Here is a 25,227-nt window from a genome sequence, read left to right as displayed (position 1 = left end):
AATTCTCCTACTTTCGTCAGGAAGATACAATCTCCGATTCGAGTACGTAGCCGCTGCCGCGCACTGCGCTTATCAGGAAGGTGTCTTTGCCGTATTTTTTGCGCACCCGGTAAATCAGGGCATTTAATTCATCGAGCGTAACATCCGGGATGCCTTCTTCTCCCGCTAGCCGTTCAGGCCATACCGTAGCCTTAATGACTTCAAGCGGTACAAGCCGATTCGCATTCTCGTGCAGAAGGCGGATCAGCAAATATTCCTTTTCCGACATCGGAATACGCTGCCCTTCCACTATGCATTCTCTCTTCTCCCAATGAATGGTCAGCGGCATTCCCGGGATTTCAAGCTGTCTGGTAATGCTAAGCGGTTCAAGCTCCAGCGTCTGGTCGGCGAACACGTAGGAGAAGTGAAGGACACTCATGCCGTTGGCCAGCTTGATGATGTCGAAATTGTTCAAAGGATAAGGTCGGTGAGGCTTCACGCGTTCCCCGTTGATCTCCGTTCCGTGCAGGCTTCCTTTATCGTACAGCACGGCTTTGTCCAGTTCTTTCCGTATGACGATATGCTGACGTGAAATAAACGGATTGGTAAAGGCGATATCCGGAGTCAACTGATTGGATAACCGGCCAACCGTCGTTTCATTCTCATCCAAATTCACGATGGTTCCCGACTTGTAGGGCTCACCGCGAATGATATATAAGCATGCAAAGTTTTCCACTTGTGTTCCTCCGTATGGGATGGCGGACTGCCATCGGTAGTGACTCCATTAGATATCGTAACTCAAACCGGGCATGATTAAAACCTCCGCACACTGACGCCCCGCTTATTTTTCAGTAACGCTGCGGGAGTCAGTGAAGCAAAAAAAGAGCCGCTGCCCGAGCGACTCTACCCTTACAACCAAGACATGAAATCTTTATCGACCATCTTTACGTTGTTAGCTGCGGCCCACTCTTTCAGATCCATTATACCCTGATCTTCATTCGCAGCGAAACTGAAGCATAACCGAAGGGGGACGATTTTCTTTCCTTTTGGCTTTATGCCGATAACCGGATTGAAATAGCCCATTTTCATAATGACTTTAATCTCTTGCGCAGAAAGGGTGTGGCCGTTCACCAGAATCGCGTTTTCATGCATAGATAGCCCAGTAGGTTTTCTTAAAGCTCTGATTACGGTTAATATTAAGAGAACAATATAAACCAGGAATATGAAAGAGTTCGAATCTAAGATAAGCAACTCCGTCTCGCCTCTACTTGAATAGTCCCTCCAGCGATGGATAATGATAAACAACCAAATCAGACTTGCGACTGAAAAAACGATCATATTTTTTAACCTGGTTGGGTTTTTCACGGAATACGTAACGTTCAAGTCAGTTCCCCCTTTATGCTGCCTATCTTTTTCTCGCCTTTAATCCCATCCAATTAATTCCACGCAACTTGCCTAATATCCTGCATTAAAGGCAACGCAAAAAAATCCGCGGGCTACGCGGATTTCCACTAAACTTATTACAACTTACGGATCCATATCATACATGCCGGAGTGAGAGATGTTAACCTTTACTTTTACGTCCTTTAATGAATTTTCATTCAAAAACGATCCGTGTTCCGTGCTGCCCGCAGCAGCCGTCAAAGACTTCCATGTTTTCGGATCCCTTCTGTACAAATACTGCTCCAGTCCGTAAATATCCGTAGCATTCGCGATCCCGGCGTTATAAGTTTGAACCACTTGTTCTCTAATTTCTTTCTCCGCGATGACTTGAAATTCCTTAGCTCCGGAGCCCGTAAGCACCTCTTCGATTACTCCTTTGAATTCCAGCTCCAAACGTATAAACGGTTTGCCGCCCTCGATTGCGAAATCTACTTTTTTGTCCGGCTTTAAGATCGACATCATCCCTATTCGCCTGCCGTCTTTATTAATCGGCAGAACGGACCGCCTCGTCTTGGGAGTGACCCATCGCACGCCGTCCAATTGTTTTTCCGAATAAAAATGCTCCGCTCTTCCGTCATCCAAAGCAAAAGCCCCATTCATTTCAAGAACCGTTTGATCCCTTTCCGTGTCTTCCCACTTCTTCTTGACGAGAATCAGGTTCGGAATCAGATCGGTTTCCCCTTTCTCCTCTTTATTGGCCAATACGGTGTTGAGCCGAATCGGCGGAACGTAGGACAGTTGGTTGTGAAGGACCCTAGGGTTATGCAAAAGATTCGAAATAGGCGAAAGATTGAAAAAGGTGGAGTATTTGAACAACTCGCTAATAGGCTCGCGTGTGCTAAAAACCCAGGTATTATACCGAATTTGCGGAAACCGCGGAATCGAATCAAAAAAAGTGTTGATATCGTTTTTTATGGCGTTTTCGCTAAACACAATGGCCATCAGATGATCCCAATACAAATTTTGCTGCGAGGTTTTGTAAAGCTTGTTAATCGCCTCATACAGGGACTCCCCTTCGCTTCTGCCAATCCATACATTTGATCGGTCTCCAGGAGGACTCTGGTCATGCGTACCCATGTCGCCGAAATCCATAAGTTGAACATAAATGGTATACTTGCCCTCTTTGTGATCAATACCCATCGCGGTAACAAAATTGTAGTCGGATACAGTCTTTACATCCCAGCATCCCGTTAACACAAGGCATATACCGAGCAATATGAAGGCGACTCCGACTCTTTTTCTCATTTCCCGCTCTCCTTTCGTTCGATATCCTGCGGTTTGTAAATGAACGGCCTTCTCTTTACCCTGGATCTCGGTTTGGTCAGCAAAGCCATAATCATATCCTTAAATACCGGAGGCGAGAATGGCGCCAGATAAGGCACTCCGAACGATTGCATTCTTGTTAAGTAAATAAGCAGCGCGAACATGCCCCAGAAGAAACCATACATGCCAAGAAACGCAGAGCATGCCAATATAAACAAACGCAATATCGTTACCAATCCGCTTAACGATTGATTAACCAGCGTGTAGGTTGAGACCATGGACAAAGCGGTTACTACGAGCATGGCCGATGAGGTTAAACCTGCGTCAATTGCAGCTTGACCAATGAATAAGCCCCCTACCACAGTAACAGTCTGCCCAACCCCTTTTGGAAGCCGGATGCCTGCTTCACGGAACAATTCAAAAGTAAATTGCATGAGAAAGGCCTCCAAGGGTGCGGGTATTGGCAGCCCTTTGCTGACGTTAATGACGGTCGCTAACGTTGTAATTGGAATTTGGTCCAGATGATACGACGTAAGGGCAACATAGAAACCCGGAATAAAAATACCGATAAACAAGCCCAGATACCTTAGAAGGGACTCGCAAGCAACAAATAAATAGTTGGCATGAATGTCTTCGGGTGTTTTCAGTAAAGAAGACAAGGTGGCCGGTGCAATAAGCACCATTGGCGTCCCATCCACGATAATAACGAAACGCCCCCTGAGGATCGCCTCAACCGCATAGTCAGGTCGTCCGATATAATCTATGGAAGGAAATATACGGAATGGCCAATCCGAGATGAATTCCTCTAATTCTTCGCTGCTGACTAAAGCATCCACATCGATTTTCTGAATCCGCTTGCGGGCTGTCTCAAGAATTTTCGGGTGGATAATATCGCTGTCATACAAAAGCGCAACCTTGGTTCTGCTCCTGCGGCCAACCACAAAGCTTTCGCAGCAAAGAGTTGTATTACGCAACCGTTTGCGCACAAGCGCGATATTGGTAGAGATATTCTCCGTAAAGCCGTCACGCGGTCCTTTAACCGATACTTCCGTATTGGATTCCTCGGTATTTCGCTGTGGAGGGTTGGAAATATCAACAGCATAGATCCTTTTGTTTTGGTCGAAAAGGAGCAGGAGCTTTCCGGAAAAAACGGCATCCACAATACTTTGCTGCTCGCGTTCCACTGGCAAGAAAGACAAATTTCCCAGGGTACCTGTCATCATTTCTTCGGCTGTCAATTTTTCCAACTGGGGAATTATGGTTTGGTCGATAAGCTTCCTGTCCGTTAAACCCTCGCAATAAACAAAGAGCACCCCCCACCTGCTCTCCTCGTTTATAAGATGAACGGGCTGGAAAACGACATCGGAGCATTTATGGAACCATTGCCGCAAGACCGATTCAATGGGATGGATCTCTTTTGACTGCATGGCTTTGACCTCCCCTTTCTCTCATGCGGACAATAAATGCGAACAGAAGCAGCAGACACAAAATACCCATGAGTAAAATCAAGGCAATCGGGTAAAACCATTCCCTCAGAAACCAGACGAACGCGGGATCGCTTATAGGAAAAAGCGGCATGATCAACATGAACGCCGTAAGAGCCAAAAGGGTAATATTTCTCGATAAGGCATGCTTGAATTGAAACAGCTCGACAATCAAAAACATGCAAAGCGCCAAGCGGATAAAAGCCCCGCTTAACCATTCGTAGATTGACAAAAAATCAAGATGGGCTACGTTTTTCCCTATGGTGACAAGGCCCCATTGCTCAAAGGTTGGATACCGCTGCAGCCCGACTTCGCCGGGGGAGAAGTTGGTTATAATATCAACCAGCGTACCTAACACAAGACCGATATGAACAGCAACCAACAGGAATATGAAGCCAGGACGGACCTTCGATTGAATATGATGCTGGATAAATAAAAGAATGATTATTTCTAGCACCGTATGGGAAGAAAAAATCATTCCGTGCAGTACCGGCGGCATACCGTTCTCCAAAACCGGCATGACATATTGATAGTTTTTATATTGAAGGTTTACGAATAGCAAAAATATTTCGAGCAGGATAAAAAACGGAAGCAATACTCCAGCGCATAGTGTAATGGACCAAAAGCCCGCTTGCGCTGCCATGTAGCATAACAGCGTCAATGAAGCAGCGATTACAAACCGCGGGGTTTCCTGAAGAAAGGTTGCGTCTACCCAATTAGTCGTATCTTTTAGCGTTATCAGACTATCGGATAATAAATAAAGCATAAACGGAATCGCGATCATCCAGCTGGAAAATACACCGAAATGACGTTTTACCCAAGGAATAATGGACTCGTTCTTGGTTGAATTCATGATAAATTGGAGGATTAATAGCAGAAAAACGCCCGGCACGATTGCAAGTACAACGCTAATCCAGGAGTCTCTTCCCGATACTTTCAAAATAAGCGGTATAATGGTGGACTGGTTGGTAACTGCAGATGTAATTACAAGCAATAAAAAGGCTTGTACCAGAGAGATCTTGAGCGAATTCATTCTTACACACCTTCATCAATAGAGATTTGTTGTAGTATTTTCCATGTCCGATGAAATTATCCAAGAAAGCGCAATCCTGCACGGCACAGCGCAACAAAAAAACGAATACCGTCAGGTATCCGCTTGAGACATATAAGGGGCAGGTTCCTTCCGCTCTTCCCCATGCTGTTTCATAAAGTTCAAATGCTTGAAGCGCCATCCGCACATATCGGTCAAAACGGAACCAAGAGACCCGCCATGGTCGGATAATTGGTACTCCACTTTGGGAGGCACCTCCTGATATACCTTCCGCACGATTAGTCCGTCCCTCTCCATTTCCCGAAGCTGGCTGGTCAGCATCCCTTGCGTGACGTTCGGCAGCATCCGCCGCAGTTCTCCGAACCTCTTCGTACCTTCGTATAACAAAATAAACAAGATTAACGGCTTCCACTTCCCGCCTATAACCTGAAGGGTCGCAAGGATTCCTTCCGTGGAGGCAGGCCTTTGGCTGTCCTTGCTCATCGTTCTCCTCCGTCCCTCGTAGCTCTCAGATCGATGTATTTATTATAGCAGAGCCCTCAGCAGCGGCAAGATAGTACGGTAAACCGTACTAAGTACGGAAAAAGAGCGTACTTTTCAGTTCAGTCATATTGCTTAATAATGGGGATACTTCAACTCGAAAGGAAGATTCCCATGAAAATTTTGGTTATCGCAGCCCATCCCGACCTGAACAACTCCCGGGCCAACAAAGCTTTATTGCAGGGGCTGAATAAGAATAATGATGCCATCCATATTCGCAAGCTATATGAGCTGTATCCGGATTGGAACGTGGATACGGAGAAGGAGCAAGCGCTCCTGCTGCAGTATGACCGGATTGTGCTGCAATTCCCCTTCTACTGGTACAGCTGCCCGCCACTATTGAAAAAGTGGTTCGACGACGTAATGAAGCCGGGATGGGCATATGGTCCGGGAGGGAACCGGCTGGTTGGCAAAGAGTTTCTTATCGCCACGACAACGGGCGGTTCCGATAAGTCCTATCGCTCAGGCGGAGACAATCAATTCACAATCAGCGAGCTACTGCGTCCCATGGAGCGCACCGTAACCAAGTGCAAGGGTACCTATCTCCCTGCGTTCGTATGTTATAATGCGAATGCGTTAACGCATGAAGGGCTCGAACGGGAAGCGAATCGTTACGCGGAGCATATTCGAACCCTTATGCCCGTGCTTGCCCATTAATCAGGAGGCTGCAACCATTCGTTTACGGATCATGCCGGCAAGCAGGAATAGGATTGGAAAGCCCACGACAAAGATCGGGAAGATATACTTGATCCAAACGAAGTTCGCGTAATCGAGCAATCCGAATACATTGGCCGGGATCAAGGTTGCCGCGAAAATGACGGGAGCCGTAAACGCGATCAGCTTCCGCCATTTTTTTACGCCTAATATTTGAGCTGTGCCGTAACTATTGATGAACAGATAGATGGACAGCTTAACGAATACGCTGAAGATCCAAATAAACACGATCCACACATCCATATTTTGAATGAAATCCAGGTAATTTATAAACCGCACCATGCTGAAATACGGGAAATATAAGGTTGATCCGATTTGAACGCCAAAGGTGGAAACAACCATGATGGCCGTAATAATCGCCAAGACAGACGGGATGCAGATCGCCAATAACACAGGCCTCTGAATGTTTTTCGGATTAGCGACAAAAGGGATCAGCATCATAATCATCATGGACTCCCCCAGGAACGACGCATTCACGAAGGATCCCTTCAAGATGGACATCGCTCCCGTATCCGTAAATACAGGAAGCATAAGCGATAAATGCAGATTGGGGATATTGAATACGAAAGTAATCAATATCCCCAGCAGAAGCAGCGGGCCCGCCATCTCGCTGAAACGGGCGATTGCCTCAACGCTTCCCGCCCAGGTGATATAGATCATTGCCGTCATCATCAGGGCGGAAATCATCCATATCGGGGTATCATGGAACAGAACCTGCTTGATGAACAAGGAGAAGATTCGCAGGATATCCGCGCAGACCGAATACCACATCAGAATGTACAATAGGCCGATCAGCTTTCCGATCCATTTGCCGAATAGAGTCTGTGCGAATTCCACCAAGGTCTGGTCGGCATGCCGCTGACTAACTCGTATTAAGATCCAAGTCAATGCGATCCCTATAATTCCCGCTAAGGCAAACGAGATCCATGCGTCCTGTCCGGCAATCTCTATGGTAGGAGATACCGTAAGCCATATACTCATGGATATCTCCAGCGTTGTGAGGATCCAAAACAATTGCCAAGATGAAATCTTCACTCTCTTGCTCCTATTCTAGGGATGCGCTTGCGAATATCCCCCGTGCTCTGAATTTTAATGCCGACATCGACGGCTACTTCCACGGTCGGGAAAATGTTGTCCCATTGGTCTTTCAGCTTTTTCCATTTCTTCGGATGTTCCCGGTGAAACTCTTCGCCAAAGCCGAATACGTCTTGACCGTAAGTCGTTTGTATTTTCCTGATTGTATCCTCGATTTGCTTTGCCTTGATCTCATTAAACTTCCGTTCCGTATGAATACGCTGGGCGGATACGGAAAGATCGATAGGCGTATTGTTTTCCACAACCCTGGCATTCCCTTTCAATTTCACGTAGACCTTAAGCTTATCCCCTTCGATTGCGGTGCGGAACGTTCTTCTTAGATTGGATACATACAAGGAGATGCTGCCTTCCCCGGTATCTTCCGATACATACTGGTTTTTGAGCACGCCTTTTACCCAAAACAGCTCGAGAGACTCCCTGTCCCGGACTTTCCCGACCATTTTCAAATCCTTGTTGAAGATCGCGACGGCCCTTACTTCAAAGATTTTGTTTTCCTCCAGCTTGTTCATTGGAGCGATATCGATCATCGGTATCGAAGGGCGGATGCCGTCTCTTCCCGCATCCAACAGCAAATCCCGCAAGGACGTATCTCCGAGCCGGCAATAACGGTCTTGATGCACCGCAACGATCGCCGAGAACTGGTTAAAGGGACTGTTAATCGTTAAGGCATCCTTGCCCTTTCCATCGTTGACCACGAAAATATCGGTTCTCATGCGGGTGTCGGGATTCCGGGTAAACTGATCCATGATATCGACCAGCCCTTTATGGGCCAGCTTTTCCCCGATGAATATCGACCTGCGGTGTCCAAGGAAAATGCGCCGGGGCAGCTTTTCCTGGATTTGTTGAATCAAATCGACAATGGATGTGCCCGTTGCCGATATGACGATATTGGCCCTCTCCCCTTTCCCCCCGCTGCCCTTCATCGTTTTGAACTCGGCGGGAATCGCGATTTGAGCGCTTTTCTCCAGCTTCCCCGAGTCCGTCAAATCCAGAGCGGTACCGATCCAAAAGGCGTATTCGTTAATTTCGTTCCTGTCCCAGCAGCCCGTGAGCAGCAGCGAGCAAAGTGAACAAACGATAAAACACCGTATTTTTTTCATTTTCTGCGTGGCGCCGGAACGAAACGTTTGTTCATGCGTACCAGCGTATCCTTCCAAAAAGTGGGCCAGATTGGAGCCGTGGGTTTTAAGTAAGGGGTTCCGAAGGACTTCAGCGTAACAAGATGTATCGCAATAAACATGATTCCGATGGCAACGCCGTACAATCCGAGAAACCCGCCTAGGATCAATAACGGAAACCGGAGAATCCGGAAAGGCAAAGCGAGGCTATAGCTCGGGAAGGCGAACGAGGCAATTCCCGTGCCCGCTACAATCATGACGATGGGGGCCGAAATAAAGCCTGCCTGCACCGCAGCCTCCCCAATGACCAGCGCGCCTACGATACTGACGGCCGAGCCGATTGCCTTGGGTAACCGAAGCCCGGCTTCCCTAAGGCCCTCAAACATAATTTCCATGAGCAGGGTTTCAATCACCGTTGGAAACGGAATTCCTTCCCTGGCTGCCGAGATGCTAAGCATGAGATTAAGCGGAATCATTTGCGGATGAAAGGTGGTAAGGGCCACGTACAAGGATGGAAGCAGACATGACATGACGGCTAGCAGCATCCGCAGCATTCGGACCGCCGACACGTACAGGAAACGCTCGTAATGATCCTCTGCCGCTTGGAAGCCCGACCAAAACGTCATGGGAAGAATAAGCGCATTCGGAGAACCGTCTACAATAATCGAGACTTTCCCTTCCAGCAGGCTGGAGGACACGGTATCCGGACGCTCCGTGTTTCGAATTTGGGGAAACAAGGATAACGATTTATCCTCGATATACTCCTCGATATAACTGGAGTCCAGCAATTGGTTCGTGCGGAAGGAAGCTAGTCTCCTTCTCACCTCCTGCAGCAGCTCCGGCTTTGCGCAATCCTCGATGTAAGCAACAACAAACTCCGTATTGGACAGCTCTCCGGCTTGATAGCTTTCGAATTTCAGTTTCGAATGACTGATTTTTCTCCGGATCATGCTTAGATTCGTTTTTAAATCCTCCGTGAACCCTTCCCTCGGACCGCGAATGGAAGCTTCATTGGAGGGCTCATCGATGGAACGCTGCTTAAAGGAGGTCAAATCAGCGATATACGCAATAGGCAACCCGTTCATAAAAATGGCCGTACAGCCTTTAAGCACTTTGGCGACTATCTGCGAATAGCTGTTCACGCTCGTATATTGCGTCAGTCGGCTAAAGTCGTCGTTCATCATGCAGGTAGAGATAATCTGCTCTAATTTGGCCGTATCCGTCAATTCGTCGATATATACAAGAAGAATGCCCGGACGGCCAGGAAGATTCAAAGGCCGAAACACGATATCCGCGCAGTGATGGAAGATGTTACGAAGCACGTTCTCGTTGTCTTTTAGGCTCGCGCTCACATTCACCGGCTTAAACGGCTCCATAACAATTGCCACTCCCTTCCTTTTGTCGTGGATATTTTTTACGGATTCGGATTGCCTTATTCGTAACAAAAAAAGAAGCACGGCCATAACGGCCGTGCTTCTTCATGCTTACCTATTTCAATTTCGTTAAGCTGCGAGCTGCATGGACGGTACGGAGCGGCCGCGGGGAGCTTGGTTCGAGGCTGCCCGGACTCTCCTGCTTTGCAGGACCGCAAGCGCAGGGGCAGGCTCCAGATCCCCTTGCTGCACAAGGGTCAGCATCGCGTCAATATCGCCGCCTTCATAAGCGATGGCAAGCGTTCGCAAGACCTCCCGCAGTCCTTCGTCCTTCGGAGCTGGCAGCGTGCCTGCCTCGACAGCCTGCCTGATCGGCGGCAATGCGGCGCGGGCCCGGTGCAAAGCCGCTTTGACCGCACCAGTTGTTAGACCTAAGCGCAATGCCGTCTCCTGAGCCGAATACCCGATGACGTCCCGCAGCAGGAAGACCGTTCGTTGAAGCGGAGACAGAAAAGTCAGAAGAGCCTGCATAATCAGCTCCGTTCCGATCCGACTTTCCTGCGTCATGGCTTGATGCTCTGCCAAGCTTCGGATTGAATCCATCATCCGCGAATGGGTCGATTGCCTTCTTACCCGGTCAATCCAAGTATTGCGGGCAATTCGGAGCAAATAAGCTTCAGGATTGGCATGCTCCGGCAGCTGCGCCGAATCCATAGCCTTAACCCACGTGTCCTGAGACAAATCTTCCGCTTCCGCCCGAGATTTGGTTAAAGACAGGCAATAGCGGCTAAGCACTCCCTGCAGCCGTTCCAGCTCTATATTTTCCTTTTCCATCGTTGCTTCCATCGTATCGGACACCTCCGCTCTTACCTATTATACGCATCCTTAATTCAGTAAACGAGCGAAGACTCGAAAAAGATACGGTCAAATCAAATTAATTTTGTTACGTATCTTTTCGCCTTCTCTTTTCGTTTGCCGAATGCAAGACATCAAACAAACAAAGGAAAGAGGGATTAACGATGAGCAGCTTTATCCCCTATGTTGTTGAACAATCCAATCGCGGAGAACGTTCCTACGATATTTATTCCCGGCTACTGAAGGACCGGATTATCTTCCTTGGTTCAGCGATTGACGACCAGGTAGCGAACAGTATCGTCGCACAGCTCTTATTTCTGGCCGCCGAGGATCCGGATAAGGAAATCAGCTTGTACATTAACTCTCCCGGCGGCTCTACAACGGCAGGCTTTGCGATCTATGACACCATGCAGTATATAAAACCCGAGGTTCATACGATTTGCGTTGGAATGGCAGCCTCCTTTGCGGCTATTCTGCTTCTAAGCGGAGCCAAGGGCAAGCGATTTGCTCTGCCCAGCAGCGAGATCATGATCCACCAGCCTCATGGCGGCGCACAAGGCCAAGCCAGCGATATCGCGATCAGCGCGAAACGAATCCTCGATACGAGAGCCCGGTTGAATCGGATCGCCGCCGACCGTACGGGCCAACCGCTTGAGAAAATCGAGAAGGACATGGACCGCGATTATTTCCTCTCCGCCCAGGAAGCTCTTGACTACGGGATAATCGACCAGGTTGTCCATTCGGTTTAGGACAAAAATAAGAAGGCTGCTTTATGTGGCAGCCTTCTTATTTTCGACTTGGTTCACCATTCTTCCTTTGCATTCATGCGAGTTAATTCGTCTTGAAGCCCTAGCTTCACCATTACGGATACGACTGCTTCTTTTACCTCATCATCATAGAATCCTATAGCATTGAAATCGCGTATTAAGGCCATTTTACCTGCAACCGAAGCATGCACTAAATAATCCTCAAGCTCTTCGATACCAAGATCTTCATCTACGTTTAAGCGCTTATGTTCTTTATCCTCGAAGGGCGATAAAGAATTAATTATACCTAGGCTGTCATGCGTTGAAACCAATACGCGCTCTTGTCTCTCCTGCCTGACCCTTTTTAAATAGGTATACGGATTTTCAATTTCAGGTAGTTTTAAAAATTTAACCATGCTTGCCATGACTTCTCGGTTTCTGACCTTATCTTCTTCTGTAGGCAGCCATTCCGGATTGCTTGCTTTAAGCTCGGCCTCTTCTTTCAATACATAATTCTCATATTCATCTGTATTGTCAAACTCAATATAGACCAGCGTACTATCAATCGCTTTTATTCTCAGAAACTCTCTTATATTATGGGCAATGTACTCTACGGCTTCGTCTCCTCCCATGGGGGATACTCGTACGATAGGAGCGTTCTCCAAATCTTCCACCGTACCGAAATCAGTCAAAAAACCATAATGTTCTCCATCTCCGCCCGTATGGCCAAAAACGATAACATCGTAAGGCGTTTGGCTGTAAGGGCTATGCTCATTGCTTATGTAAAAACCAACCTCATCCAAAAATACACGGCCTGTTTGGTCCAATTGGAGGCTAAAAGCATTCAATTCGTTCAAGATTGGAGGAGTAGCATATTTACCGTAATTGATTTTCGCGCTTTCTTCCGGGCTAAATTCCTCTGGTTCATATTCATCATTAGCCTGTTCGTTAGTAATAAAGCCGCTCTCCTCTGCATCCATTTCATCAGTAATTGTTATTGTTGCATTGCGGTTACTAATTACGATTTCTGTATTTGTTACATCGCTTAACCGATTGGAACAAATAAAAATTACTCCATCAATCTTTCGAAGAGAATCCTCCCATTCATCATGCAGCCATGCAATTCGTTTACGCTTAGGTAAGTCCGGACAAATTGCCAGAGCGCCATCCTCTTCTATCCAATAAGTTCTGCCCAATGCGGACAGGATTGAATCGAGATGGAGGAATGATCTTCTTCCGTCATTGAAAGGCGGAAAATCCGTTTTTAGCTCAGAACCATTTACGATTATTCTCAACTGATTTCCTGCTCTCCTATTAATTCTGGGAATCTCTTACTTTATCGTCACATTTGACTGAATAATGAAGATTCTATTCCTTAGCGGCATCTGCTTTATGCAATTTCAATAGAAATACAGCTGCGATGATAACGATCGCAGCGATTAGAAAAGCAAGCCCGAGCTTTTCATGCCCCGTTGTAAACAAAGCGGCCGATGCAGCCAGGAAAACAACCAGCTTCAGGGCCGTTCTTACGGGGTAGGTGAAGATTGCCACGGATGCTTTTGGCGAAAGAAACATCCCCCACAGAACCGCGAGAACAAGAGGAGTCGCTACTGCCAGTAGAATACTTATCATTTTTACGGACTGCAGCTGATAACCCCAATAACCAAACACGACAAACGCGGCAAGCTCAAGCAGAAAAAAAGCCGCAAGCAAAATGCCCGTTCCCAATCCCTTCATTTACAGCTCCACCCTTCGCGAAAAACGGCTTCCTTGTATTTCCATTCGCTATTGCCATTCTAACACCTATACGTAAAATGGAAACAAAAAAAACCGCAATATGCGGTTTTTCATCCTCATTAAGCTTATAGAGTTGGCGCTTTTAAGGATAGATCAATATTCTGAAGATCCAGCTGGAACTGCCCTTTAATATCCCAAGGCTGATACCATTGCTTCTCAAGCATAAAGGCCAAGATCCGATCATGCGTATCTATAGCCTCCTCCAGCTGTCTTAATAAGACTTCCTTAACCTCTGGCGTTCCGGCTTCCGTTATCGCAAAGGCATAGTTTCTTACGCCGCTTTTCGCGGAGTTCAGAAAATCCATGGCAATCACCTGATCCGTGAGCGTGTTCATGCCGGTCAGAAACTCCATGATTGGATTCATGCCTCTACCCCCTTCTCCACCGCGCTGGACAGAATACGTCCTAACTCCTCAAGCTGGCGGCTGGAGGTGATGACATCCTGCATCAGAATCTCTTTCAGAACAGGATCCGAGACTAATCCTTTCATCGTCTTGGACTTGGTCAAGCTGACGGCCTTGAATCCGGCAATCTCGTGGATTTCCAACGTTTCGTGCAAACCGTATCCCATCTGTCTGCTACCCCTTTCAAGCCTTGCTATGGCTTCAATACGACTTTGATGCAATTATCCTGACGCGTGTCGAACAGCTCGTAGCCTTTCTTAGCTTCGCTAAGCGGCATCACATGCGTAACCACGTCGCCGGGATCCACCTCTCCCGTATCGATTAGCTCATACATATAAGGCATATAATGAATAACCGGTGCTTGCCCCGTGCGGAGATTCACGTTTCTTTGAAAAATATCCCCTAGCGGGAACCCATTATATCGGCCTCCGTATACGCCGGTTACTTGAATCGTTCCGCCTTTGCGCACGGCTTGCGAAGCGATAACCAATCCGCCCATTGCTCCGCCTTGCAGCTTTATTCCAGATGCCAGGGCTTCAAGCGGCGACATCTTGCCGCTCATTCCGGTGCAATCGATAACGACGTCGGCTCCTCCCTTGGTCATCTCCTTCAGGTTATTGCCAATATTCAAATCCGATTCGGCATTTACGATTTCGACTTTATTGGTCCGTTTGGCATGCTGAAGCCGGTAATCCAGATAATCCACGGCAATGACGCGGGAAGCGCCTTTGAACCAGGCAAACTTCTGAGCTATTAATCCCACCGGTCCGCAGCCGATCACGATAACGGTGTCCCCTTTTTTCACTCCCGCATTATCTACGCTCCAGTATGCCGTTGTCATCGCATCCGCGATCAGACAGAGCTTCTCGTCTGGCTGCTCGCAGTTTTCAGGAATTTTGAAATGCGTAAAGTTAGCAAAAGGAACCCTTAAGTATTCGGCTTGCCCGCCCGGATAGCCGCCGGTAGTACCCGAGTATCCGAAATAGGAGCCCATATCGCCATGCTCGTTCGCGTTGTCGCATTGGCTTTCAAGCTGGTTTTTGCAGTAAAAGCATTCCCCGCAGGCAATCGTAAACGGGATGATGACGCGATCGCCTTTTTTCAAGTTGGCAACACCGGGTCCCACTTCTTCAACGATCCCCATCGGTTCATGGCCGATAACGTAATCTTCCCCGAGATTCGGAATCATTCCGTGAAACAGATGCAAATCCGATCCGCAAATAGCGGTAGTCGTCAGCCGTATAATCGCATCGTCAGCCTTCTGAATTTTAGGGTCCGGCACTTCTTTGACATGGACGTTTTTGATGCCCTGGTAAGTGACTGCCTTCATGCGAAATGCCCCCCGATATGCTCGTCCGGCGTCCGGTCAAACATGCCTTTGCGAGTGTGATCATCCGGAAACAGCTTCTGTTCCGCAATCTCCATGGTATTCTTGGCCGACAGCTGATCCAGCTTGTATTGCTCGGACAGTTCGTAGGGATGAAACCATTTTTTGCGGATCATGAGTTCCGTCAATTCCTGATGCATGGCAATGCCCTGCAAAAGCTGTGCCCGAAGTAAAGACCGCACATCCGGCGAGACCGTTTCCGTAATGGCGACTGCCGTATTGCGGACTCCTTCCTTGACTCGAATCAGAAAATCAACCGCAAACGTCATGTCCGCCATTTCCGGCATATTTAGCGACTTTGCGGGATCCAAATAATCCGTCTTGTGATCCATCAATCGTCATCCCCCCTTCAATTTAAAATGGGTGTCGGCCTTACATCCGGTACGAGAGCGCGAAAAGGAGCTCTTGCGTATACCGCTTGCAAATCGGCTATAGCCTGCATTGTCTGCTGGACATCCTTTTCCATCAAATCCCTGAGCTCTTGGTCGAATACTAAACCTTGCATAAGCTTCGATTTTGCCAGAGCCAAAGTTTTTAAGTTAAGTGCTTCGTGAATTTCCAGCGATTCATGTGCTGCTAATCGTTGTTGTTTATCCATTCATCCACCTATTCCAAAAAATTAATGACAAGCCAATTTTATGTTGCTTCCGGGTATATGTTCTTATTCAACGCGCCCCTTCTGATCTACAACCGGCATGGCAATTTAACCGGAGAAGAGTCTCCCGATTATCATGGAGATCCAAAATAAAATAACGGCCAGGCTTGCGTTAGAGGCAGGAATGGAAAATGGTTTGGAGAGGAGCGACGGCGGGAAATTGATAAGGCTTATTTCCAGACCTATGCAGAGGAATACGAAGCCGATAAAATAAATGAGCGTAACTAAGGGAAACGGAGATCCAGGCGGCTCATCGTGATCGCAGCTTGATCGTTAATCTCCGGCAAATAAGTGCCTAAGGCCGTTAGTTCGCGACTGACATGGTATTATAGGCAAGGATTTGATCGATAGCTTCAGCAACGGAATGTACAATCGTGCTCGCCTGCCCGCGGATTTCATCATGGCTTTCGGCCATGGCAAAGCTATGCGGCGTTAAGGCAAACATCGAAAGGTCGTTAAACGAGTCTCCGATACATGCGATTTCATCCGGCGCAATGCCCAATTCCCGAATGAGGAGCGATATCCCCGTGCCTTTGGAGACGTGAAGCGGCATAATGTCCAAACAATCCTTATCGCTGATAAAAGTCTCAATCTGCCCGGGAAATTGGCGGTTTAACCGTGCTTCCAACCTGCTCAGCTCGCCTGACTCCCCGAAGCAAGCGAGCTTGCTGCAACGAAATTCATCATTCGCCAGAGCATCCTCCAGGCTGTTATGAACGGAGCTCTCGGACATAATACGCTTCTCATAGGAACGGGAAACTTCATTATGCACCCGCGCATAATAAGAGTCATCCGTACAATGAACGAAGCTGATGAATTCCTCGCGAGGGACGGCTTGAAGCAATTGCAGGGATAAATCGGGAGCAAAATCCTTCGCGCCAAGCAGACGCCGGTTATTTAGCCGGACGGTTGCTCCGTTCTGACCAACCGCATGATATTTATTCGGGAAAGGCCGCATAATGATAGTAATCTCGGCATTCATCCGGCCGGATGCGATGCATAAATCAAGACCGCTATCAAAGGCTTTTTTTACCGCGCGGCGGTCCCGCTCGTTAATCTGCTTGCCTTGATCAAGCAGCGTGCCGTCCAAATCGCTGACAATAAGTTTAATCATCCAAATCCTCCTCCGTTACGACGCGAAGTTCCACACGATGCTCCGCAAGCTTCTCCATCATGTCCCGGTCAGGATGCTGATCCGTAATCAGGAGATCAATGGCGTCCAAACCTCCGATTTTATAAAACATCTGTTCGCCGAATTTCGTATGGTCTGCCAACAAAATAACTTGGTTCGCTTTCTTGATCATCTCGCGTTTGACTGCCCCATCCTCCACATCGGGATAGGATAAACCGTTTGCCGTAATTCCGCATGCGCCAAGGAATAATTTATCCACTTGGTAATTGGCCAGGTTATCGATCGTCGCTTGACCGAACAGGAAGCGATGTTTGATATTTAACTCGCCGCCCAGCAAATACGTCCTTACGGCATTTTTCCGCGATAAGGCATCTGCAATGTCAATGGAATTCGTAACGGCAACCACTCTTTCAGCCGTAATGTGCTCGGCGGTGAACTGTACGGTCGTTGAAGCGTCCATCATAATATAGTCACCGTCTTTTACGATCGATGCGGCAAGGCGTCCGATATCGCGCTTGACGTCGGACTCCTTGACAAGCCGGTCTTTGTACTCGAATACTTCCATAGACTTCTTAGGCAAAACCGCTCCCCCATGCGTTCGGAGAATAAGACCAAGCTCCTCCATCCTGAGCAGATCCCGGCGTGCCGTATCGCGGGATACGTCGAATTTTTGGCACATGTCCTTTATATCGATCCGCTTATGCTCATTGAGATGCTCCATTATGGCGTTGATTCGTTCTTCCTGAAACATAACCTCTTTACCACCTCTTCCGGATTTTCTCAAACAATTAAGTCGTTGTGCAACATTATATAAGCCATTGTATGCCTCTATCATCATTAATGCAACAAATTAATGCATTTAAACGAAAATGACTTAAATATGCGCAAAAAAAAAGACAACAGCCGATGGTTCGGCGGTTGCCTTTCTCCATTATGTAAGCTTCAACTCATCGAAATCTAGACATTAATGATCTTCCTGTGTATTAAACTTATGACGCTTATCAAGCATAGGAGGATATTTTTTCCTATTCACTCGGCTTTGTCACGTTAGGTCACAATCGAACCGCCATTAACGAAGTATACTTGTCCCGATATGTAGGATGAATCGTCGGATGCCAGCAGCACGTAAGTTGGCGCTAGCTCGAACGGCTGCCCCGGACGTCTTAAGGGAACGTCCGTAGCGAAGGTCGTGATCTCCTCTGCCGTAAATGCCGAAGGGATTAACGGTGTCCAGGTTGGACCCGGCGCAACGGCGTTTACCCGTATTCCCTTCTCTGCCAGCTGCAGCGATAAGGAGCGCGTAAACGAGACGATAGCCCCTTTGGTAGCGGTATAATCGACCATATTCGCCATTCCCGAAAATGCCGTATCCGACGTTGTATTAATAATCGTGCTTCCCGCGCGTAGATGGGGCAAGGCTGCTTTGGTCATATCGAAAAAAGAGATAATATTCGTCTGGAAGGTATTCATCAGCTGTTCCCGCGTAATTTCCAGGATGCTTTTCTTATGAAACTGGACGCCATGATTGTTTACCAGAATATTTAATTTTCCGAATGTCTTTATCGCAGTATCTACAACCTTCTTGCAATTCTCTTCAATCCGTAAATCGATAGGCATCATTACGCAGCTGCGTCCAAGCCCCGTGATCATCTGTTTGGTTTCTTCCGCATCCCGATGCTCATCCAAATAAGGAATAACCAGATCCGCCCCTTCCTTGGCAAAAGCGATAGCGACGGCCCTGCCAATTCCGCTGTCTCCACCGGATATGATGGCCACCTTATCCTGGAGCTTCCCGCTACCTTTATAATACGGGTTATCCGACAAGGGGCGCGGGGTCATCGGATATTCAAATCCCGGATGGCGGTTCTGGTGCTGCGGCGGAAAGACGAGCGGCACATTGGCGCACTGCTGCTTCCAGCCGATATAGGGATAATAGAGATAAGACATGATTTCACCTCTCCGAAATAAACTTCCTGTCTCCATCTTATTCTTCAGCATCAAATAGATGCCGGACGGTATCCTGTAGCCAATGCGAAAAGCCGCACTTCCTGTGCGGCTTTCATGATTATTCCGTTAACTTTATGGCATTCTCATCCGCTAGGTCGTCCTTCATGAAATCACAGGGCTTCAAATAGACAATCTCATCGGCCAGACCCGCAATATATTTCTCATCGCTCACGGGGATGATCACTGAAGCACCGGAGTCTCTAAGGATGCCAAGCAGCTTTCTCCCAAGCTGCCCAAGGATATAGAAGAGTCCATGGGGTTCGATCCAAGGGACGCAATAGAGCTGTTTTTGAAAAGCATAGCCAATCGCCAGGGAAGCTCTCCATCGTTCGCCGCTGTTGAATGCAAGAGGGCGATGAATTTTGCCTTGATAGCGCTTTGGTTTATCCAAGCCGGTTAATTCGAACATCCCGGCGATTTGCCCCAAGGTCAGCGGATTCCCGCTCCGCTTGATTCCCTCTGCAATCTGGTCGGCAACCGACCGTACTTTTTTTAATTTCCATGTAAGAGGACCGGGATAGGTTTTGAAGCTGCGATACGGAAACTCGGCGACCCCTTCGCCTACATAACAAGAAATACGCTTTAAGACTTCATTATTAACGGGATCGTCATCCAAGGTTACGATCGAGTGGGACATATCCAGACATTCCGACAACAGTTCTTCTTTTCCGGCCAAAAAATAACTGAGAAGCCAGCCTCCGCTGCCCATGGATCCAACTAAACCATAAATTTTGCCGGGTTCAATGGTAAGATTGAAATCCCGAATGGAGTCGATCATCGAATACTGATGGAAAAGCGTTGGCGTCGAGGTGCTGTTTAAGTTCCGGATCTGGATCTTCATAGTTATCCCCACCACCTTTTACCCGAGTGTTATATATTATGCGGTAACCCTCGACGAAAGGACCGAGCTTACTCATCCGGATGCTCCTCCAGACTATACCCTAAGCCCCGGAACGTCTTGATCCGGGTCTCCCCGATCTTCTCCCGCAGACTGCGGATATGGGTATCCACCGTCCGGTCATCCCCGTAGTAGTCGAATCCCCATACTAGATCCAGCAGCATTTTCCTTGGGACGATCTGACCCTTGTTCTGGATGAGATACTTCATGATCTGGAATTCCTTCGAGGTTGCCTGCACATCGTTGCCGTCACGGTATATTTTCTGAGCTTCCATATCCACCACCAGATCGTCTGACCGCAGCTGAGAAGCCCCATTCAACAATTTGCAAGCACGGGCAAGCAGCACTCTCGGATCAAAAGGCTTGGGCACGTAGTCATCCGCACCGGCATTTAGAGCATAAAGCTCCTCTTCCGGTTCGCCTTTCGCCGTCAGGAGCAATACTTTGGTCCGGCTGACCCTTTTGATCTCCTTGCATACCTCTACCCCGTTCACCTTCGGCATCATCCAGTCCAATACGGCAAGATCCACCCGATGCTCGTAAAACAATTCCAGCGCTTCTTCGCCATCCCCGGCTGTCAGCACGTTAAAGCCCTCTTTCATAAAATAGCTTTGTAAAATTTGCAGCATCATCGGCTCGTCATCGGCCAGCAGCAAGTACATACGTCACCCACTCTCCAACTATCAGTCTTGCCCATTCCTCGGCATTGTTTTCCACTATTACCGAATAAAATAGTCACAAAAAAAGCTGGCTCCGATAAGGAACCAGCTTTTTCCCGGCTTACAACGCACCAACAACGCGGTGAGGAACATACGGTTCCTCCAGATATTTGATCTCTTCCGGCGTTAACGCAAGCTCGATCGATCCGATTGTCTCTTCGAACTGAGCCATGCTTGTTACGCCGATGATCGGCGCCGTTACCTGTTCTTTTTGCAGCAGCCATGCCAGGGCAACCTGAACGCGTGGAACGCCGCGCCGCTTCGCAATTTCCGCAACACGTTCGGCAATAACGCGGTCCTGCTCGGCGAATGCGTCATATTTCATCTTCTGAGCCTGATCGGTTTCGGAGCGGTGCGTAACGGTACCCCAGTCGCGAACCAATCTTCCGGAGGCAAGAGGACTGTACGGAATGGCGCCAATCTTCTCCTCCTTGAGCAGCGGCATCATCTCGCGTTCTTCCTCCCTGTACATGAGGTTGAGATGATTCTGCATCGCGACGAACCGGGTCCAGCCATTCTGCTCCGCGACATGCAGCGCTTTCTGGAACTGCCAGGCGTACATGGCGGAGGCCCCTATGTATCTTGCTTTGCCTGCTTTCACGACGTCATGCAAAGCCTCCATTGTCTCTTCAATTGGGGTATCGTAGTCCCAGCGGTGAATCTGATACAAATCTACATAGTCTGTTCCCAGTCTCTTCAGGCTGTTATCGATTTCGTTCATAATCGCTTTACGGGAAAGACCCGCGCCGTTCGGGCCCGGCTGCATGCGGAAGAATACCTTCGTTGCAATAACGACCTCATCACGGTTAGCGTAATCCTTCAAGGCGCGGCCGACGATTTCTTCGCTTGCTCCGGTAGAGTAAATATTAGCGGTATCAAAAAAATTGATGCCGAGATCCAGTGCTTTCTTAATAATCGGGCGGCTGTTCTCTTCATCCAGAATCCACGGATGATTCCAACGCTCCACTTCACCAAAGCTCATGCAGCCAAGACAAAGGCGGGAAACATCCAAACCCGTATTTCCTAATTTCACGTATTCCATCCATATCCCCTGCTTTCCTTTTCGTCCAACCTATTATCGCACTTGGAGTTAACTCCAAGTCAAGACTGGTCTGGCAAAAATCCCAAATTGCATGCCTAGTCCCATCTCTGGTCTAATTTATCCGCATAGAAGAGCAAAGCTTTGCGATAGGATTGAATCCCTTCGTCTTGGCTCGTCTCCGCCAGCTGCTTCAGCAGGATCTCCATTGCGGCTCCATGCTCCCGAAGATTATAAAGCACCATTGCGTAGAACACCTGAAACTCCCGGTTATCCGGATATTCGCTTATCGCTTCCCGGAATACGGATTGCGCCTCAGCGTACATTCCCAATGTGCGGCAAGTGCTCCCCCATCCCAAATAAGCGCCTTGCCGATCCTCGCCGCTAAGGCCAAGCTCTATGGATTTTTGATAATAAGGGACGGCTTCCCTCTCCAGTCCCATCGTATCATGCACCCATGCGCATTGATAACAGACGGACGGATTAGCGGGATATCGTTCAACCAACGCCAGCAGCATCAATCTGGATTCCTCTAGTTGTCCCGATTCTCTTAATTGTACGGCGATCTCCAATTCATTCAAGGTTACAGCTCCTTCCAAAAAAGCCTCCCGCCATGCAAGCAGCTTGTTCGCATGCTTTTCCAATCGGTGAATACACTTAAGTATTCAAGCGTTTTTTTCGGGAGGAAAGTATGGCACATCCTAAATCATCGTTCGTAAAAGGTACGTTAGTCTTGTCGGCCGCCGCTTTCATCAACCGGATCCTCGGTTTTATCAGCGGCATGTACATCGCCCGCGCGTTAGGCGCGGAAGGCATTGGCCTTCTTATGATGGCGCATCCTCTTGTTCCGCTGGTCATAACGATTACGGAGCTGGGACTTCCGGTTGCCATCTCCAAGCTGGTCGCCGAAGCCAACGAACAGGGCGACCGCGCCAAGATCAGGCGGATTCTGAATGTCTCACTTGCGATCACATCCGTACTCAGCATTTCGCTGACGACGTTCTCGCTTATTTTTTCGGAATGGATTTCATCGATTCTGTTAAGCGACCAGAGAGCTTATCTAGCCATGCTGGCGATTACGCCGATTGCTCCGATTGTAGCAATCTCCGCCGTCTTGAAGGGCTATTTCCGCGGCATGCAGCAGATGAAGGCAATTGCCGCATCCGATGTCCTTGAGCATACGGTGCAAATTGCCTGCGTTTTGGCGCTTGTCCATTTGCTGCTGCCCTATGGCGTTGCTTATGCGGCCGCGGGCGCCATGGCCGCTTCCGTCATTAGCGAGATGATCAGCCTTCTCTTCCTGGCAGCCAGCTACAAGCTATACGGCGAGCGGAAGGCGGCGGGAGAAACGTGGAAAAACCATCTCAAGCACGGAAGAAGCACGCTTAACGAGCTGCTTAATCTGGGACTGCCAACGGCGGGCCAAGGCGTTATACATTCGTTATACAGCGCCTTTCAGCCTCTGCTGATTACGACTAGTCTTGCGATGGCCGGCATCGGCACGGCTATGGCGACCAAGCAGTTTGGTTTGCTGGCCGGCTACACATTCCCGCTGCTTTTTATGCCCAGCTTCATAACCAATTCTCTATCAACTGCACTAGTTCCTGCCATCAGCGAAGCGGCGGTCAGCAAGAACACGCTGCTCATTCACGAACGAATGAATCAGGCGATGATTGTAGGTCTCCTAATTGGGGCACCGGCAACCGTTATTTTATTTCAGTGGGCAACGCCGCTAACCTCCGTAATATACGGGGCTCCCGATGCGGGAATGCTGCTTCAGATCCTGGCTCCGATGTTTTTCTTTCATTATTTTGACGCGCCGCTGCATGCCATTCTTCTGGGGCTTGGCCGGACGAACGCCGCATTGTGGAACTTTATCATCTCCACCGCCTTCAAAGCCGTCTCCATCTTTGTGTTTGGCAGCCAATTCGGCATTGTTGGGGTTGCGTTTGGCATCGGGATTGGCATGGTTCTGCAGATGATGCTTAATTTCTTCTCGATCTCCAGCTCGATCGGCTTCTATTGGCCGGCAGAGCCCTACATTAAGGTAGGCTTGTGCATGGTGCTCATGGCTCTCTTCGGACGCTGGTCCATGGCATTCTTCACCTACGAAGGATGGCCGATGTTATGGAGCATGGTTGCCTCCATTGCCCTTTCCACTCTCTTCTATTTCATAACCCTTATGTTAACCAACACCATTAATTGGAAAAGCTTTCGACGCGCGTTACCGCTGCCGTAATCGATTTGGTTAAGCACAAAAAAAAGCCTGCAGTCCGTCTGCAGGCTTTTTTACTATACGTTTAATTCCCTTTCGCGGATTGCCCCATCCGGTCGGCAAGCTTCTGCAGGTCCATTCCTCTCAAAGCGCCCTCGATCAGCTCCGCCAATTTATCCGGCGTGCAGCCAAAGCAAGGAATGCCGTATTGCGCCAGCTTCTTCGCGACCGATTCGTCATAGGACGGCACGCCGTCATCCGACAGCGCGAGCAGACAGACGGTTTTTACGCCGGACTCATGCATCTCCTTCAACCGCCGGATCATCTCGGTCCGGTTGCCGCCTTCATACAGGTCGGAGACAAGAATAAAGATCGATTTCTTCGGCTCGGTTATAAACGGCTCGCAGTATTGGAGCGATTTATTGATGTCGGTTCCGCCTCCAAGCTGAATGCCGAACAGCATATCCACCGGGTCGTGGGCGCATTGCTCGCTTAGATCCACCACCTCGGTATCAAAGGCCACCACCTTTGTCTCCAAAGACGGCATGCTCGCAAAGATGGACCCAACAAGCGACGCGTAAATAACGGAGCTTGCCATCGAGCCGCTTTGGTCGATATCGAGAATAACGGTCCATTCCTTGCTTTTCCGAGCGCGGTCGAAGAAATAGACCTTCTCGGGGATAAGCAGCCGGCGCTCCTGATCGTAATGCTTCAGGTTTTTGCGGATCGTGGCCCCCCAGTCGAGACCGCTTAAAGAAGGCAGCGGAGAATGCTGCCTCCGGTTCAAAGAGCCGGTAACCGCACGGGTAAGATCCTGCTCGAGGCGTTTCATGATATCGTCCACCACTTCCCGAACGAGTGCCCGCGCGGTCTCTTTCGTACGCTCCGGAATTTGGCCGCGAAGCGACATTAAGGTGGCGACCATTCCGATATCGGGCTTAACCTGGGACAGCAGCTCGGGTTCGAATAACAGCTGGGTGAGCCCCTTGCGTTCTACGGCATCGGCTTGAATGACGGAAACCACATCCGGCGGAAAAAAATGCCGCACATCGCCAAGCCATTTAGCCAGCTTGGGAGAAGAGGCACCAAGACCGGCAGAGCGGGATCTGGATGCATGGCCGTTACCCTGGCCGCTAAGCCCGGCTCCTCCTTCCCCTTCGTAAATTGCCGCTAGGGCTTCATCCATCAGCAGATCCTCATCGCTTAAAAGAGGCCTTCCTTGCAGACCTCCCGCTCCCTGCAGCTTTTGTTCGGCAGAAGCTCCCAATATAAGCCTCCAGCGTCTGACTTGTTCCGGATCCATTGTCGTCATA

General features: G+C 48.8%; 27 protein-coding genes and 1 pseudogene. 3 read left to right on the top strand and 25 right to left on the bottom strand.

Going from position 1 to position 25,227, the window contains the following annotated elements; translation table 11 throughout:
- Positions 1–16: 16 nt before the first annotated feature.
- From FHT67_RS25605 to FHT67_RS25580, 6 genes and pseudogenes are all read right to left on the bottom strand, one after another.
- On the bottom strand, positions 17–715 hold the full coding sequence (locus FHT67_RS25605) for an FHA domain-containing protein (RefSeq protein ID WP_132309433.1): 699 nt from the start codon (positions 713–715) through the stop codon (positions 17–19).
- A 173-nt stretch (positions 716–888) separates the two neighbouring features.
- Positions 889–1,362 carry a hypothetical protein gene (locus tag FHT67_RS25600; RefSeq protein WP_167201748.1) on the bottom strand — a complete coding sequence of 158 codons (474 nt, stop codon included), beginning with the start codon at positions 1,360–1,362 and terminating at the stop codon, positions 889–891.
- 144 nt (positions 1,363–1,506) lie between these two features.
- Positions 1,507–2,667 (bottom strand): Ger(x)C family spore germination protein, encoded by a 1,161-nt coding sequence (locus tag FHT67_RS25595; RefSeq protein ID WP_167201747.1) that lies wholly within the window; start codon positions 2,665–2,667, stop codon positions 1,507–1,509.
- A complete protein-coding gene (locus FHT67_RS25590) occupies positions 2,664–4,112 on the bottom strand; it encodes a spore germination protein (protein ID WP_132309427.1) in 1,449 nt (482 codons plus the stop codon). Before FHT67_RS25590 ends, FHT67_RS25595 begins: the two co-directional genes overlap by 4 nt.
- 88 nt (positions 4,113–4,200) lie before the next feature.
- Positions 4,201–5,202, bottom strand: a pseudogene (locus FHT67_RS25585) (endospore germination permease); the annotation flags it as partial.
- Positions 5,203–5,313: 111 nt separating this feature from the next.
- Positions 5,314–5,703 carry a winged helix-turn-helix transcriptional regulator gene (locus FHT67_RS25580; RefSeq protein WP_167201745.1) on the bottom strand — a complete coding sequence of 130 codons (390 nt, stop codon included), beginning with the start codon at positions 5,701–5,703 and terminating at the stop codon, positions 5,314–5,316.
- Positions 5,704–5,874: 171 nt separating this feature from the next.
- Here FHT67_RS25580 and FHT67_RS25575 point away from each other — a divergent pair, with 171 nt between their 5' ends.
- Positions 5,875–6,417 carry an NAD(P)H-dependent oxidoreductase gene (locus FHT67_RS25575; protein ID WP_167201744.1) on the top strand — a complete coding sequence of 181 codons (543 nt, stop codon included), beginning with the start codon at positions 5,875–5,877 and terminating at the stop codon, positions 6,415–6,417.
- On the opposite strand, the gene FHT67_RS25570 is transcribed toward FHT67_RS25575, so the two are convergent.
- From FHT67_RS25570 to FHT67_RS25555, 4 genes are all read right to left on the bottom strand, one after another.
- The gene (locus FHT67_RS25570; RefSeq protein ID WP_132309419.1) at positions 6,418–7,509 is read right to left on the bottom strand and encodes a GerAB/ArcD/ProY family transporter; all 1,092 of its coding nucleotides are present in this window, start codon (positions 7,507–7,509) and stop codon (positions 6,418–6,420) included.
- A complete protein-coding gene (locus FHT67_RS25565; RefSeq protein WP_132309417.1) occupies positions 7,506–8,669 on the bottom strand; it encodes a Ger(x)C family spore germination protein in 1,164 nt (387 codons plus the stop codon). Before FHT67_RS25565 ends, FHT67_RS25570 begins: the two co-directional genes overlap by 4 nt.
- Positions 8,666–10,063, bottom strand: a complete 1,398-nt coding sequence (locus FHT67_RS25560) for a spore germination protein (protein WP_167201743.1) — start codon at positions 10,061–10,063, stop codon at positions 8,666–8,668. The genes FHT67_RS25565 and FHT67_RS25560 overlap by 4 nt, the downstream gene beginning before the upstream one ends.
- 126 nt (positions 10,064–10,189) lie before the next feature.
- Complete coding sequence (locus FHT67_RS25555) at positions 10,190–10,906, bottom strand: RNA polymerase sigma factor (RefSeq protein ID WP_167201742.1); 717 nt, start codon at positions 10,904–10,906, stop codon at positions 10,190–10,192.
- Positions 10,907–11,079: 173 nt separating this feature from the next.
- On the opposite strand from FHT67_RS25555, the gene clpP reads away from it, so the two are divergent.
- Positions 11,080–11,664: an ATP-dependent Clp endopeptidase proteolytic subunit ClpP gene (clpP, locus tag FHT67_RS25550; protein WP_132309411.1), complete on the top strand. Its 585-nt coding sequence runs from the start codon at positions 11,080–11,082 to the stop codon at positions 11,662–11,664.
- Positions 11,665–11,717: 53 nt separating this feature from the next.
- Here the strand turns inward: clpP and FHT67_RS25545 are convergent, their stop codons facing one another.
- The 14 genes from FHT67_RS25545 to FHT67_RS25480 form a co-directional block, all read right to left on the bottom strand.
- Positions 11,718–12,956, bottom strand: a complete 1,239-nt coding sequence (locus FHT67_RS25545; RefSeq protein ID WP_167201741.1) for a hypothetical protein — start codon at positions 12,954–12,956, stop codon at positions 11,718–11,720.
- A 73-nt stretch (positions 12,957–13,029) separates the two neighbouring features.
- Positions 13,030–13,398, bottom strand: a complete 369-nt coding sequence (locus FHT67_RS25540) for a YrdB family protein (RefSeq protein ID WP_167201740.1) — start codon at positions 13,396–13,398, stop codon at positions 13,030–13,032.
- A gap of 125 nt (positions 13,399–13,523) precedes the next feature.
- Positions 13,524–13,823, bottom strand: coding sequence for a spore coat protein (locus tag FHT67_RS25535; RefSeq protein WP_132309405.1), 300 nt, complete (start codon positions 13,821–13,823; stop codon positions 13,524–13,526).
- Positions 13,820–14,029 carry a hypothetical protein gene (locus FHT67_RS25530; protein ID WP_132309403.1) on the bottom strand — a complete coding sequence of 70 codons (210 nt, stop codon included), beginning with the start codon at positions 14,027–14,029 and terminating at the stop codon, positions 13,820–13,822. The genes FHT67_RS25535 and FHT67_RS25530 overlap by 4 nt, the downstream gene beginning before the upstream one ends.
- 26 nt (positions 14,030–14,055) lie before the next feature.
- Positions 14,056–15,192 (bottom strand): zinc-dependent alcohol dehydrogenase, encoded by a 1,137-nt coding sequence (locus FHT67_RS25525; RefSeq protein ID WP_167201739.1) that lies wholly within the window; start codon positions 15,190–15,192, stop codon positions 14,056–14,058.
- Positions 15,189–15,581 (bottom strand): spore coat protein, encoded by a 393-nt coding sequence (locus FHT67_RS25520; protein ID WP_167201738.1) that lies wholly within the window; start codon positions 15,579–15,581, stop codon positions 15,189–15,191. Before FHT67_RS25520 ends, FHT67_RS25525 begins: the two co-directional genes overlap by 4 nt.
- A 17-nt stretch (positions 15,582–15,598) precedes the next feature.
- A complete protein-coding gene (locus tag FHT67_RS25515) occupies positions 15,599–15,847 on the bottom strand; it encodes a spore gernimation protein GerQ (protein ID WP_132309399.1) in 249 nt (82 codons plus the stop codon).
- Positions 15,848–16,208: 361 nt separating this feature from the next.
- Positions 16,209–17,018, bottom strand: coding sequence for an HAD family hydrolase (locus FHT67_RS25510; RefSeq protein WP_167201737.1), 810 nt, complete (start codon positions 17,016–17,018; stop codon positions 16,209–16,211).
- Positions 17,011–17,787 carry a DeoR/GlpR family DNA-binding transcription regulator gene (locus tag FHT67_RS25505; RefSeq protein ID WP_132309395.1) on the bottom strand — a complete coding sequence of 259 codons (777 nt, stop codon included), beginning with the start codon at positions 17,785–17,787 and terminating at the stop codon, positions 17,011–17,013. The genes FHT67_RS25510 and FHT67_RS25505 overlap by 8 nt, the downstream gene beginning before the upstream one ends.
- Before the next feature lie 296 nt (positions 17,788–18,083).
- Complete coding sequence (locus tag FHT67_RS25500) at positions 18,084–18,983, bottom strand: SDR family oxidoreductase (protein WP_167201736.1); 900 nt, start codon at positions 18,981–18,983, stop codon at positions 18,084–18,086.
- Between the two features lie 118 nt (positions 18,984–19,101).
- Positions 19,102–19,884 (bottom strand): ABC transporter ATP-binding protein, encoded by a 783-nt coding sequence (locus FHT67_RS25495; RefSeq protein WP_167201735.1) that lies wholly within the window; start codon positions 19,882–19,884, stop codon positions 19,102–19,104.
- 68 nt (positions 19,885–19,952) lie between these two features.
- Entirely contained in the window at positions 19,953–20,603 is a 651-nt protein-coding gene (locus tag FHT67_RS25490; protein WP_167201734.1) for a response regulator transcription factor, read from the bottom strand.
- Positions 20,604–20,721: 118 nt separating this feature from the next.
- Complete coding sequence (locus FHT67_RS25485) at positions 20,722–21,702, bottom strand: aldo/keto reductase (protein WP_167201733.1); 981 nt, start codon at positions 21,700–21,702, stop codon at positions 20,722–20,724.
- 95 nt (positions 21,703–21,797) lie between these two features.
- On the bottom strand, positions 21,798–22,280 hold the full coding sequence (locus FHT67_RS25480; RefSeq protein WP_132309385.1) for a tetratricopeptide repeat protein: 483 nt from the start codon (positions 22,278–22,280) through the stop codon (positions 21,798–21,800).
- A 110-nt stretch (positions 22,281–22,390) separates the two neighbouring features.
- Here FHT67_RS25480 and spoVB point away from each other — a divergent pair, with 110 nt between their 5' ends.
- Positions 22,391–23,938 (top strand): stage V sporulation protein B, encoded by a 1,548-nt coding sequence (gene spoVB / locus FHT67_RS25475; protein ID WP_167201732.1) that lies wholly within the window; start codon positions 22,391–22,393, stop codon positions 23,936–23,938.
- A 61-nt stretch (positions 23,939–23,999) separates the two neighbouring features.
- Here spoVB and FHT67_RS25470 read toward each other — a convergent pair whose 3' ends face one another.
- Positions 24,000–25,226, bottom strand: coding sequence for a VWA domain-containing protein (locus FHT67_RS25470; RefSeq protein WP_167201731.1), 1,227 nt, complete (start codon positions 25,224–25,226; stop codon positions 24,000–24,002).
- Position 25,227: the final 1 nt, after the last annotated feature.

The organism is Paenibacillus sp. BK720, assembly GCF_011761545.1.
Lineage (GTDB): Bacteria > Bacillota > Bacilli > Paenibacillales > Paenibacillaceae > Pristimantibacillus.
The sequence above is the reverse complement of the archived record's forward strand: the minus strand, read 5'-3'. Positions and strand labels throughout refer to the sequence as shown.